Annotated in this window: 9 protein-coding genes and 4 tRNA genes; 2 read left to right on the top strand and 11 right to left on the bottom strand. The window is 60.5% G+C overall.

Going from position 1 to position 13,007, the window contains the following annotated elements; translation table 11 throughout:
- Window positions 1–58 precede the first annotated feature (58 nt).
- Both CKW30_RS00395 and CKW30_RS00390 read left to right on the top strand, forming a co-directional pair.
- Complete coding sequence (locus tag CKW30_RS00395; RefSeq protein ID WP_095179492.1) at window positions 59–3,337, top strand: PAS domain S-box protein; 3,279 nt, start codon at window positions 59–61, stop codon at window positions 3,335–3,337.
- 94 nt (window positions 3,338–3,431) lie between these two features.
- Window positions 3,432–5,123, top strand: coding sequence for a molecular chaperone HscC (locus CKW30_RS00390; protein ID WP_095179491.1), 1,692 nt, complete (start codon window positions 3,432–3,434; stop codon window positions 5,121–5,123).
- On the opposite strand, the gene CKW30_RS00385 is transcribed toward CKW30_RS00390, so the two are convergent.
- The 11 genes from CKW30_RS00385 to CKW30_RS00335 form a co-directional block, all read right to left on the bottom strand.
- Complete coding sequence (locus CKW30_RS00385; RefSeq protein ID WP_095179490.1) at window positions 5,120–7,813, bottom strand: DUF805 domain-containing protein; 2,694 nt, start codon at window positions 7,811–7,813, stop codon at window positions 5,120–5,122. The genes CKW30_RS00390 and CKW30_RS00385 overlap by 4 nt on opposite strands.
- Entirely contained in the window at window positions 7,810–8,505 is a 696-nt protein-coding gene (locus tag CKW30_RS00380) for a DUF1266 domain-containing protein (protein ID WP_095179489.1), read from the bottom strand. The genes CKW30_RS00385 and CKW30_RS00380 overlap by 4 nt, the downstream gene beginning before the upstream one ends.
- A gap of 188 nt (window positions 8,506–8,693) precedes the next feature.
- Window positions 8,694–9,140: an Hsp20 family protein gene (locus CKW30_RS00375; protein ID WP_016773925.1), complete on the bottom strand. Its 447-nt coding sequence runs from the start codon at window positions 9,138–9,140 to the stop codon at window positions 8,694–8,696.
- A 119-nt stretch (window positions 9,141–9,259) separates the two neighbouring features.
- A complete protein-coding gene (locus tag CKW30_RS00370; protein ID WP_016773924.1) occupies window positions 9,260–10,219 on the bottom strand; it encodes a tRNA-dihydrouridine synthase in 960 nt (319 codons plus the stop codon).
- Window positions 10,220–10,394: 175 nt separating this feature from the next.
- The gene (locus CKW30_RS00365) at window positions 10,395–10,838 is read right to left on the bottom strand and encodes a thioesterase family protein (RefSeq protein ID WP_016773923.1); all 444 of its coding nucleotides are present in this window, start codon (window positions 10,836–10,838) and stop codon (window positions 10,395–10,397) included.
- 46 nt (window positions 10,839–10,884) lie between these two features.
- Window positions 10,885–11,718 (bottom strand): alpha/beta fold hydrolase, encoded by an 834-nt coding sequence (locus tag CKW30_RS00360; protein WP_095179488.1) that lies wholly within the window; start codon window positions 11,716–11,718, stop codon window positions 10,885–10,887.
- Window positions 11,719–11,748: 30 nt separating this feature from the next.
- The gene (locus tag CKW30_RS00355; protein ID WP_041478525.1) at window positions 11,749–12,288 is read right to left on the bottom strand and encodes a TetR/AcrR family transcriptional regulator; all 540 of its coding nucleotides are present in this window, start codon (window positions 12,286–12,288) and stop codon (window positions 11,749–11,751) included.
- 182 nt (window positions 12,289–12,470) lie between these two features.
- Window positions 12,471–12,546: transfer RNA gene (locus CKW30_RS00350), tRNA-Glu, on the bottom strand.
- Between the two features lie 80 nt (window positions 12,547–12,626).
- Window positions 12,627–12,702, bottom strand: a tRNA-Ala gene (locus CKW30_RS00345).
- Window positions 12,703–12,755: 53 nt separating this feature from the next.
- A tRNA-Glu gene (locus CKW30_RS00340) sits at window positions 12,756–12,831 on the bottom strand.
- 79 nt (window positions 12,832–12,910) lie between these two features.
- Window positions 12,911–12,986 (bottom strand) — tRNA-Ala (locus CKW30_RS00335).
- Window positions 12,987–13,007 lie beyond the last annotated feature (21 nt).

Raw genomic sequence — 13,007 nt, 5'->3', positions numbered from 1 at the left:
GCTACTCCTATAGAGCCGCTCCTGTGCCTCACGCCACTCAGCTCAAGGCCCGCTGACAATGCCGAAATCTGTTGACCGAATTCCGCCGATGCCGCGAATCCAGGCTGTTGATCCGCGACACTCCGAGCAGAGCTGGGAAAGCGCGCCGCAATTGCTCGCCGCGCTCAACGGCGCGCGGCTCGGTGCCTGGTATTGGGACATCGAACGTGGGCAGATCAGCTGGTCACGGGGCACTCAGGCGTTATTCGGTTTCGATCCACGGCAGCCATTACCCGCCGATTTGGAATACCTCGACCTGTTGCCGCCGGAAGACCGTGCGAAAACCGTGCGTGCTTTCCATGCGGTGATCGCCGGTGCCCCGTTGGAGCAGGCGATGCATCACCGTATTCGCTGGCCCGACGGCAGCCTGCACTGGCTGGAGATCAGCGGCAGCCTGCTGCCAGACAAGAACGGCCGGCCCCGAATGATCGGGGTGATTCGCGAAATCACCCACCAACGCCAGCGCGAGCAGGCCCTGAGCAGCTCGGAGAAACGTTTCGCGACACTTTTCCACCTGTGCCCGAACATGGTTCTGCTGACCCGTCAGGATGACGGTCTGATCAGCGAGGCCAACCAGTATTTCCAAAGCCTGTTCGGCTGGCCGGTGCAAAGCGCAATCGGCCGCACCACCCTGGAACTGGGCCTGTGGGTGCATCCCGAGCAACGCGCCGAACTGGTGAAAAAAACCAAAGCCAAGGGCGAGCTGATCAGCATGGAAGTGCAGTTTCGCGCCAGCAACGGCCAAGTGCACGACGGCATCCTCAGCGCGCAGAAGGTCGAGCTCGAAGGCCAGCCCTATCTGCTCAGCACGTTCCTCGACACCACCGAACGCAAAGCCGCCGAACTGGCCTTGAAGGACAGCCAGGAGCGCCTCGACCTGGCGCTGGACTCGGCGCAACTCGGCACCTGGGACTGGCACATCCCCAGCGGCATGCTTTACGGATCGGCGCGCGCTGCGCAATTGCACGGGCTGGAGCCGATTCCATTCCATGAATCATTCGAGGAGTTTTTCGAAGGCGTCCCGGGCGAGGAGCGCGACAGCATGCGCGACGCCTACCGCAGCCTGCGCGAAGGCCCCGCCGGCAATTATCAACTGACCTATCGCGTGCAATTGCCCGACGGCAGCTCGCGCTATCTGGAAAGCCGCGCGCGTCTCTATCGCGACGACAACGGCGCGCCGCTGCGCATGGCCGGCACGTTGCTGGACATCACCGATCAGGTCGAGCGCGAGCAGCGGCTGGTCGCCTCGGAAGAGAAATTCGCCACGCTGTTTCAGGTCAGCCCCGATCCGATCTGCGTCACGCGCCAGGAAACCGGGGAATTCATCGAAATCAATTCGAGCTTCAGCCAGACCTTTGGCTGGAGCGCCGCCGATGTGATTGGCCACACCGCCGAAGAAATCGGCCTGTGGGACGCCTCGGCAAAGAGCCTGCAACGCATCGAACGGGTGATTCGCGAACAAGGCCTGAGCAACGTGGCCATTCTCGTCCAGCACAAGGACGGCCAGTCGCTGACCTGCGTGATTTCCAGCCGGCAGATCAGCGTCGGCGACCAGCCGTGCATCGTCACCACCCTGCGCGACATCACCCAGCAACAACGCTCGGAAGCAGCGCTGAAGGCCAGCGAAGAAAAATTCGCCAAGGCGTTTCACTCCAGCCCCGACGCCATCACCATCACCGAGCGCGACACCGGGCGTTATCTGGAGGTCAACGACGGTTTCTGTCGCCTCACCGGTTACCGCGCCGACGAAGTAGTGGGCAAAACCGTTTATCAGGTGGGGATCTGGGCCGAAGAGAAACAGCGCTCGACCCTACTCGCCGAGTTGCAGATCAAGGGCCGCGTGCATCATCAGGAAATGCTCGGGCGCAACAAGCGCGGCGAGTTGCTCACCGTTGAGGTCTCGGTCGAGCCGATCACCCTCAATGAAACCGCGTGCCTGCTGCTGACCGCGCGTGACGTCAGCCTGTTGAAGAACGCCGAAGCGCAGATTCGTCACCTGGCCTATCACGACCCGCTGACCAACCTGCCCAACCGCGCCCTGCTGATGGATCGCCTGAGTCAGCAGATCGCCCTGCTCAAGCGCCACAATCTGCGCGGCGCCTTGCTGTTTCTCGACCTCGACCACTTCAAGCACATCAACGATTCCCTCGGTCACCCGGTCGGCGACACCGTGCTGAAAATCATCACCGCGCGGCTCGAAGCCAGCGTGCGCATGGAAGACACGGTGGCGCGCCTCGGTGGCGATGAGTTTGTGGTGTTGCTCAGCGGTCTCGAAGGTTCGCGCAGTGAAGTCAGCGAACAAGTGCGCGCGCTGGCCGACACCATTCGCGAATTACTTTCGGAGCCGATGTTCCTCGATGGCCAGCGCCTGCAAGTGACGCCGAGCATTGGCGTGGCGCTGATTCCCGATCACGGCTCGACCCCGACCGACCTGCTCAAACGCGCCGACATCGCCCTGTACCGGGCCAAGGATTCCGGGCGCAACACCACGCAGATGTATCACAACACCATGCAGAAAGCGGCCAGCGAACGCCTGCGCATGGAGACCGACCTGCGTCTTGCGCTGTCGCGCGGCGAGTTCAACGTGCATTTTCAGCCACAGGTCGATGCCCGCGACAACCGCATCATCGGCGCCGAAGCCCTGGTGCGCTGGAACCATCCTGAACTTGGCGCGCAATCGCCTACCGAGTTCATCAAGGTGCTGGAAGATAGCGGCCTGATTCTCGAAGTCGGCACCTGGATCCTCGATGAAGCCTGCAACGCGTTCAAACAATTGATCGCACTGAAACTCGTCGACCCGCTGAATTTCAGCCTGTGCGTGAACATCAGCCCTCGGCAGTTCCGCCAGAACGATTTCGTCGAACGCATCGAACACAGCATGACCAGCCACGGCCTGCCCTGCTCGCTACTGAAACTGGAAATCACCGAAGGCATTGTCATTCAGAATCTGGAAGACACCATCAGCAAAATGCGCCGCCTGAAAAAGCTCGGCGTGAGCTTCGCCATGGACGATTTCGGCACCGGTTATTCATCGCTGACGTATTTGAAGCGGCTACCGGTAGACACCCTGAAGATCGACCAGTCGTTCATCCGCGATGCAACCACTGACTCCAATGTTGCAGAGATCATTCGCGCAATTGTCGCGATGGCCCGCAGCTTGGAATTGGAAGTGATTGCCGAGGGCGTGGAGACGCCCGCGCAACTGGCGTTTTTGCAGGGGCTGGAGTGCCATTTGTATCAGGGCTATCTGCACAGCCGGCCGGTGGGGTTGGAGGATCTGAAAAAACTGCTGCCCTGAACCGGCCGCCGCACAGACTGGCAACAGAGCAACAATTGCCACGCTTTGCCTCAGCCTGTAGGGTCGCGTTTTTTGCGCCGCTTCGAGATCAACCATGCAGGATGCATCCCTTCCTCGCCCGGCCCTGCTGGGCATCGACCTTGGCACCACCAACAGCCTGATCGCCGTCTGGCGTGAAGGCCGCGCCGAACTGATCCCTAACGCCCTCGGCGATGTGCTGACACCGTCGGTGGTCAGCCTTGATGAAGACGACACGATTCTGGTCGGCAAAGCCGCCCGCGCCCGCCTGACCACGCACCCGGAACGCACTGCCGCCGCGTTCAAGCGCTTCATGGGCAGCGACAGGCAAATCCAGCTCGGCTCTCGCCAGTTCAGCCCGGAAGAGTTGTCGGCGCTGGTACTTGGCTCCCTCAAGCAGGACGCGGAGGCCTTTCTCGGCCAAGCGGTCACAGAAGCGGTCATTTCCATACCGGCATATTTCAGTGACGAGCAGCGCAAGCGCACCTTGTTCGCCGCCGAACTGGCCGGGCTGTCCGTGACGCGCCTGATCAATGAACCGACCGCTGCCGCCATGGCGTACGGCCTGCACGAACAGAAGTTCGAACGCACGCTGATTTTCGATCTCGGCGGCGGCACATTCGACGTCACCGTGCTCGAATACGCATTGCCGCTGATTGAAGTGCATGCCTCCACTGGCGACAACTTTCTCGGCGGCGAAGACTTCACCGCCGCCCTGTTGCAGGCCTGTCTGCAAGACTGGCAGCTCACACCCTCAACGATCGATGCACAAGCCATGGCCAGCCTCGGTGATGCCTTGGAACAGCTGAAATGCAAACTCGGCGAAGGCGCACAGCAGTTGAGCTGGCGGCATGCCGAGCAGACATTCGAATGGGAACTGGATGAAGCCGCTGCAGTGAAAATATGGGAGCCGTTGCTGGCCCGCTTGCGCGCGCCAATCGAACAGGCTCTGCGCGATGCCCGACTGAAACCGCGCGACCTCGACAGCCTGGTGCTGGTCGGTGGCGCCACGCGCATGCCGGCGGTACAGCAAATGGTCGCCACGTTGTTTGGACGCCTGCCTTATCGGCATCTTGATCCAGACACTATCGTGGCGCTGGGGGCGGCGACGCAGGCGGCATGCAAGGCGCGGGACGGTGCGGTCGAGGAATTGATTCTGACGGATGTCTGTCCGTATACGCTGGGGATTTCGACTAATCGTGGCGAAGGCGTCAGTGGCGCGTTCTCGCCGATCATCGAGCGCAACACGGTGATTCCAACGTCACGGGTGCAGCGTTACTCGACGACGTTTGCGCAACAGACTGAAATCCGTATCGCCGTTTACCAAGGGGAACGCCCGTGGGTACGCGACAATATTTTCATCGATTCTTTCGACATCCAGTTCACCCCTAGTGAGCAGCTGCAGAGCCTCGATGTGCGTTTCAGTTATGACATCAACGGCCTGCTGGAAGTAGACGTCACGCTTCTGGAAACCGGCGAACGTTACGGCCACAGCATCGACCGCAGCCCGACCGGACTGGATGAACAGGCGCGCAGAGACAGCCATGCCCGGCTCGCGACGCTCAAAGTCCACCCTCGCGACGCCCTGCCCAACCGCACCCTGCTCGCACGTCTGGAGCGAGCATGGATGCAAAGTCTGGGCGACGAGCGTGCGCGCATTGCCGAGTGGATGGATACCTTCAACACCGTGCTTGCCGGCCAGCAACCCAGCGCAATCGCCAGCCACCGCTCAGCGCTGAATGATGCGCTGGATCAGATGCGTCTTTAGCCGTTCAGTCGCCGCAGAGCGGCCTGCAATCCGCCGGACAACATATCTGCCCCACCGTCCGGCGGCACGCCGTAGCGATTGGGCAGTTTGTCTCCTGGAAAACCGAAGAGCACCAGCGGCAGGAATGGCAGAAACGGCGACAATCCAAGAAATATCAGCAGTGTCGGTATGCCCCGGCCCATATCGTGCAACCGCCGTAGCACTGCCGCGAACAACAGCAGTACGCCAAGCAAAAAGATGACCATCCCGCCAATCGTCGTGCCCGTTATCAGCCCGGCTATCGGTGTGACCACTACGCATCCCAGGACCTGAGCGATAAAAGCCTTGCGCCCCAGCCGTGATCCGAGGCGCCAAAAAGCTTTCGCTGGTACTGGCTGGACATCACTGTTGGCTAACAGCAACCGCTCCGACCACGACAGCAACGCGCAAAGTGCCAAGCGCAAACCGACGCTGTTCTGCACGTCATCCTTACCCTGCTGCAGTTGCCGCAATACTCGCGTTTTCGGCACACCGGCAGCGCCGTAGCGAATCAAGCTTTTGAGCGCATCCAGCGCCTCATAGGCCAATAGTTTGTCGACACCGAAATCCGTCAACACCTTGCGCGGTGGCCACACCGGTTCGCCCTTGATCAGACCGTCGCGAAAGCCTTCGAACCAGTCATCCTCGCAACTGACCGCTTCAATCGACTGCAACAACGCCCGGTGCTGCTCGGCGCTCAGGCTTGGATCGTGGTAGAGCACGCCCCAGAACATCAACAAGCCCAGCAGGTCATCACCGCACGCCGCACGGTCACTTTCGACGCAGGTGTAAAGCAGGGCATTGGCGGGCAGCCTGGCGCTGTCGAGGGCCTGCTCGACACTGAACAACTGTTGCACCAGCAAACCGTGTACGGGATCGTCACCCTGCAGCCAGCCGAGCAAACCGGCGCCATCGCCCTGCTCACGCAGCAAGCGCCGCAACAGTGGCTGCAGGCGACTCAAAGGATGCGCAGGATTGAACGGCAAACGCTCCAGACACTGCGCATCAATCAATTGCAACCAGCGCTCGGGTTGTTCCAGCAATGCCAGCAAAAACACGGTTTGAGCGTGCCAATCCCAGATCGCCGTTCCCAACCCGATCGGCGGCAAACCTGTCGCGCGCCGATTCAACTGGAGCATGAGATCAAGCTCCGAGAGGTCATTGCCGTCTTTGACCGCACTCAGCTCGAACGCGTCGGCAATGCGTGCAAGCGCCGTGTCGCTATAGGGCCGCAAGCGCTGCAACCACAGACGACAAACCTTGTGCAGCGTACCTTCGGACAACGCGAGCGGCAATTGCGGTGAAAGTGTTTGCGAGTCAGTGAAAGCGCTCATGGCCTGCGCAACAGGCGCCTTGGCCAGCCAATGCAGATGTTGCCTGGCCTGATACTTCAGGCCGCTCAAAACCAGGCATTCCAGCGCATCCACCGGCAGCGGTTCGTCGACAATCTGCTGCAACAAGGCCGAATCACCACGATGCAGCGCCCAGGCGTGCCGGTACAGACGCAGCAAACGGCTGTCGTGGTTTTCGCCGATCAACTGCGCGAGCAATGGCAGCTCGTCGCCCGCCATGCGCCAATCAACAAAGCTTTGCGCCAGTGCATCAAGCTTGAGCCGTCCGACACCCAACCAACGCGTCAAGGTCTCGGGCCGCTGTGACGGACTGCCATACACCTGGCACTCAGCACCCAGCTCGTCCGGCCAAACGGCGCAGTCCTCCAGACGATCGAACGCCTGAATCAGCAACGGCAGAAAGGTCGGCTGACGCTTGGCACACAGCTCCAGCAAGCGACTCTCTGCCGCGGGATGGCGATGTTCGCTCCAGAGCCGAATCCAGCATGGAAACGCTTGATCGTCGTGCCCCAACAGACTGTACTGACACGCCAGCAGGTACAGCCAGTCGACGTTATCCGGCGCGGCATCGTGCTGTTCGGCACAGCACTGCAGGAACGTCGGCGCGCCCATCCCCGCTTGGGTGAACTGCACCAGCAACCGCTTGAGGTACGCGGCATCGTTGGGCAACGGCAAGCACGTGTGCCGACTGGCGAACTCGGCGAACTCGTGAAGCGGACGCTGAGTAAAGATGAAATCGAGGCTAAGGGCATACCACAGCGACTCGGTCTGTGCCGGCTCTGACCAGGCGCTCATCAGATCCGTGTCGAACGGGTCGGGCGCCTTGATGCGCTGCAAAAAGCCTTCTACCGCTTGCGCATCGTCGAATGCCAAATCCAACAGTTGCTGGTCCCAGGCCATGCGTTGCGCCAACAGATTCGCACAACGGTAGGACAACGGACCGGCGCCGGACAGTCGGTGGTACAAGCCCCAGTTGAGGTCATCGAAAACCTCCAGTGACAAGTCATCCAGCGTCCGGACGAATGCCTGCCACGCCGCGTGATTGAAGCGTCGCGCGGGATCATCCAGCAGCGCACAGAAATCCAAGAAAGCTTGAGGCGCCCGAACGACATTGGCTTGTGCAGCGTCAATCTCGTCTTCAGCCTCTTCCTGCTGCTCTTCACGGGCCAGACGCAGGGCACTCTCGTAGGCCATGCGCAGCGCCTGAAAACCTTCCGGGTCGGTTTCCGGATGGTGCGCCGGCAAACGGGCGCGATAGGCGCTGCGAATCAGGGTTTCGTCAGTAGTCGGTTCAATGCCCAGTCGAATCCAGCAACTCATGACCAGTCGAACTCCCCAAGCGATGCCGGACGAGACGGCGGATCAATATCCATGTGCCAAGGCAGATCGGCGAGAAAGTGTGGAATGTTTTGCGCAAGGCCTCGGGCAATCCTGGTGTTGAAAGCGCTGGTGCCCTCACGACTCATCTCGACCGCCAGTTCATCATCGCTTTTGCTCATGCAGCACCAAAAAGTTCGTCCCACCAGAAAGCCGTTGAAATAAGCCATCCAGCTGCCGTAATGAAACTGCGCCCTCAACGCCAGACGACTGTGCAACCAGTTGCTCTCGGCCAGATCGATCCATTGATTACGCACGGCGCAGCGCAACAGAAAGCCCATCCGGCCGTAATCCCAGGACAGAATGCCGCCGGGACCACAGCTGCCGAAGGTACGGCTGGCAAATTCATGCAGGACGCGCTCGCGCGGGCTCAGATCATTGAGCAACGACTGCCATTCACTCGGCAGGCATCGCTGCCACGCCAGATAGGCCCCGCTGAGGTGCTTGGCATGGCCGTCGTCGGTCATCCATCCGAGCATGTCGAACAACTGTCGGCGATCATCGATACCCCAACTTTCCTTGAGGTTGATGTAACGATCGTTGCAGAACGCCGGGTCGTCATACCCGGCGCCGGTGTTGAGCGCGGCCATTGGTGCGGACAACGCGCACAGCCAGCGCTGTTGAATCTCGTCCATGAAAAAAGGCTCCAGGCCGACCGCTGGGAAATGGGGGTCGGCAAAACTGCGCAGATTGTAAAGAGCCCCGACAACACCGGCAAACCCTGCATCGCTTTGATTGCGCGCACAAAAAAGGCCCCGACGTATCGGGGCCTTTCGTTCAGCGGCTTATCGCCGATTCGGGCGATTGTGTGTCAGCACATGAATCAATGCTGCAACGCCGGCTGCTGCGCTCCATTGATCGGGATGCGCTTGGCTTTCGCTTCTTCCGGGATCACACGGAGCAGGTCGATGCTCAGCAGGCCGTTGCGCAGCGCAGCGTCCTTGATCTCGATGTGATCGGCCAGACGGAACGACAGCTTGAAGGCTCGCTGGGCGATGCCTTGATGCAAGAACGTGACGCTTTCGTCAGTGTCACGCTTGCCGCCACTGATGGTCAGCACACCCTTCTCGACCTGCAGGTCCAGGTCTTCTTCCTGGAAACCGGCGGCCGCGACGACGATACGGTATTGATCATCACCGTGTTTTTCGACGTTGTAGGGTGGGTAGCTGCTGCCTGGCTCGTTGCGCAGGGCGGTTTCGAACAGGTCGTTGAAACGGTCGAAACCTACCGAGGAACGGAACAGTGGCGCGAGAGAAAATGCAGTACTCATGATTCAAATCTCCTGAAAACAATCAGCAAGGTTTTGTGTCTCCGCGACCCGAATTCGGCATCGCGTAACCCTTAGATAGGGACCGCTGTTTTGATTTCAAGAGAATATTTTGAGATTTTTTATGCGGCTTCGACGAGCGGCAATCCGAGCAAGCGCGAGACCTGATCCGGCTCGGTTTCACGGCGCAGAACGGTGAAAAGCTCGGCGGCTTCCGGGTAGTTGCGCGTCAACATGGCCAGCCATTGCTTGAGGCGACCGGGCGATTGGCGCGCGGTCATCTGCGCCTTGGCCTGCAGCCAGAAGTCCTGAATCAGCGGCATCAGCTCGGCCCAGGTCATCTCGACGACCTCTTCACCAGCGCGAGCCGCAGCGATCTGCCGAGCGAGATCCGGGCGGGAGACCAGGCCCCGACCGAGCATGATGTCTTCGACGCCGCTGATTTCGCGGCAACGGCGCCAGTCTTCGACGCTCCAGATGTCTCCGTTGGCGAAGACCGGGACCTTGACCACATCCTGCACACGCGGGATCCACTCCCAATGCGCCGGCGGTTTGTAGCCGTCCATTTTCGTCCGCGCGTGTACGACGATGTGCTCTGCCCCGCCTTCGGCCAGTGCCGTGGCGCAGACCAGCGAGCCGTCCGGGCTGTCGAAACCCAGGCGCATTTTCGCGGTGACCGGGATGTGCGCCGGGACGGCGCGACGGACATGCTCGACGATCTGGTTGAGCAGCTCCGGCTCCTTGAGCAGCACGGCGCCGCCACGGGATTTGTTGACGGTCTTGGCCGGGCAGCCGAAGTTGAGGTCGATCACTTCCGAGCCAAGCTCGCAGGCCAACGCGGCGTTTTCCGCCAGGCACACCGGATCGGACCCGAGCAATTGCACGCGCAGCGGCACGCCGGACGCGGTGCGAGCGCCGTTGAGCAGCTCGGGGCCGAACTTGTGGAAATAGGCCGGCGTGAGCAACTGGTCGTTGACCCGAATGAACTCGGTCACGCACCAATCGATGCCGCCAACGCGGGTCAACACGTCGCGCAGGATGTCGTCGACCAACCCTTCCATGGGCGCCAGAGCAATTTGCATGGGGAAACACTACTTGAAGAAAAAACGTGCGGCAGTTTACTGGATATCGCACAAATCCGCAGAACTACACATATCTCTGTGGGAGCGAGCCTGCTCGCGAAGACGGTCTGTCAGTTGACGCATGCGTAACTCACGCGATGCTTTCGCGAGCAGGCTCGCTCCCACAGGGTGAGATTCACATGGCTTCTGCAATCTGGATCGCCGGGCCATAGCCTTCGATAAATTCCGCCGGCATACGCTTGGGCTTGCCGGTCGACAGTTCGATGCAGACAAATGTGGTCTGCGCGCGCAACAGGGTGGCGTTGTCGCTGGGGCGTTTGAGCTGGAAATGCCGGGTCATTTTCAGGCGCTGATCCCAATCGACGATCCAGGTCGCCAGTTGCAGTTCATCGCCTTCATAGGCGGCGGCCAGATAATCGATTTCATGGCGGACAACGGCCATCGCCCGATCCAGCCGCCGGTATTCGACCAGGTCCAGGCCGAGGCGCTGCGAATGGCGCCAGGCGCAGCGCTCGAGCCAGGTGACGTACACCGCGTTATTGGCGTGCCCGAGCCCGTCGATGTCTTCGGCGCCTACTTGCAGATCAATGGTAAACGGCGTTGCCCGATCCCAGCCCATGCCCCACTCCCGGTCAAAGTATTCAACCGAGGCAGTGTAACGGAGCTCAGGCCGATTGGCGCGTCTGAAGACTGCGACCGGCGAGCAGTGATAACACGCCATCAATCACTCGAGGGTCGGCCAGCACGCGTTGATGGCCGCCGCTTTCCAGGCGCAGCAGGCGGCTGTCGAACCAGGCTTCGTGAATCAATTGCGATTCTTTGACCGAGACAAAATTGTCGTCCTCGGCATGCACGATCAGGCCGGGCATATCCAGTTGATAGTGGGCCACGTCCAGCGTCGCGGCGCGCATGCCGACGTCCTGCTCGACCTGACGAATGAACGCCGAACGCGCGCGCGGCGGCATGCCGACCATTCGCGCGAAACCGCGCAGCACGCCGAGAATCCGCGACGGTGCGGCGATGCTGACCAGGGTTTCGGTGCGCAGCCCCAATTGCACGGCGAGCATGGCGCTGGCGCCGCCCATGGAATGCCCGATAACCGCTTGCAGCGGCGGCAATTCGGCAGCGGCTTCAAGCATGGCGCGGGCGAACAGCACTACATTGGCTTCTCGCCCAGGGGAGCGACCGTGGGCCGGGCCATCGAGCGCGACGACGGTATAGCCAGCATCAACCAAAGCGTTTATCAGCGAAGCGAATTGCGTTGGCCGCCCTTCCCAACCATGCATCAGCAACACTGCAGGACCTTGGCCCCAACGCAGCGCCGACAGACCGAAGCGCAATGTGATGCGTTCGGAGCTGGCCAACAGCGGCAGCTCCCAATCGCGCAGCGGTAGAGCGCGGGGCGTCATGAACGCCAGACGCATTTTGCTTGCCACCAGTCTGGGTGCAAACCAGCCCAAGGTACCGTTAACGCCACGAACCCACTTCAACGCGTTCATCGCACTCTCCTCAGGCTTGTTGCCTTCAGGTCAACGCACCGCCGACTTGGCAGCGCGCAGCAATCGATCGGATAAATCTCCCGGACCCAGCGCTCTGGCCAAGGCCAGACCACCGACCATCAACGCGACATCGGCCAAAGCCTTGTCGGTGTCTTCAGGGCTGGCCGCCAGTTGCGCGACCATCAATTCCAAATGCTCGTTCAGCGCAATGCGGAACGACTCCGGCAAACGCCCCAGCTCCCCAATCGAGGCCGGGATCGGGCATGCGGCCTCGCTGGAATCCCGGTGTTTGCGTGACAGGTAGAACGCAGCCACCAAAGCGCGACGCTCTTCGCCGGTCAGATCGGCGTCCATGTCGGCAATCAGGTCGCGACGGCGGCCCAGCAGCTGCTTGAACGCCTCGAGCATCATCGCGTCCTTGCTTTCGAAGTGCGCATAGAAGCCGCCGACAGTCAGCCCGGCGGCGCCCATCACTTCACCCACGCTCGGGTCTGCCGGGCCGCGTTGAATCAATGCGGCGCTGGCAGCCTTGAGGATGCGTTCGCGGGTTTGAGCTTTTTTATCGTTCATCGTTGCCTCCGAATATTACGACTAGAATATTATTCGCATAATAATATTCCGCAAGTCATGAATATGACCGCTGGTCTGAAGCACAGTGTAAGGAAAAAGGAGAGTTGGCCAAACGCCAGACAAACAAAAGGGCCATTCAATAATTGAATGACCCTTATAAAATCCCGCAGAGCGGGTAATCGTGGCGTCCCCTAGGGGACTCGAACCCCTGTTACCGCCGTGAAAGGGCGGTGTCCTAGGCCACTAGACGAAGGGGACACAAACCCTTCTATACAACTGATCAGTGCTGAGAGCTGATCGATTCAAGGCCGGTGTGGCCAGACCTTGAACTGTAAAATTGGTGGAGCTAAGCGGGATCGAACCGCTGACCTCCTGCATGCCATGCAGGCGCTCTCCCAGCTGAGCTATAGCCCCGGATTTTTCGCCTCGCGGCGGAGTGATCTCTTGCAACATCACTTCTGTAAAACTGGCGTCCCCTAGGGGACTCGAACCCCTGTTACCGCCGTGAAAGGGCGGTGTCCTAGGCCACTAGACGAAGGGGACGCAAACCCTTCTATACAACTGATCAACGCTGAGTGTTGATCGCTTCAAGGCCGGTGTGGCCAGACCTCGAAGTGTAAATTGGTGGAGCTAGACGGGATCGAACCGTCGACCTCTTGCATGCCATGCAAGCGCTCTCCCAGCTGAGCTATAGCCCCTCATCGCTGAGGACGGGGCGA

Source organism: Pseudomonas sp. Irchel 3F6 (assembly GCF_900187595.1).
Classification (GTDB): domain Bacteria; phylum Pseudomonadota; class Gammaproteobacteria; order Pseudomonadales; family Pseudomonadaceae; genus Aquipseudomonas; species Aquipseudomonas siliginis.
Note: the sequence above shows the minus strand (reverse complement) of the source record. Positions and strands in the feature narration are given on the sequence as shown.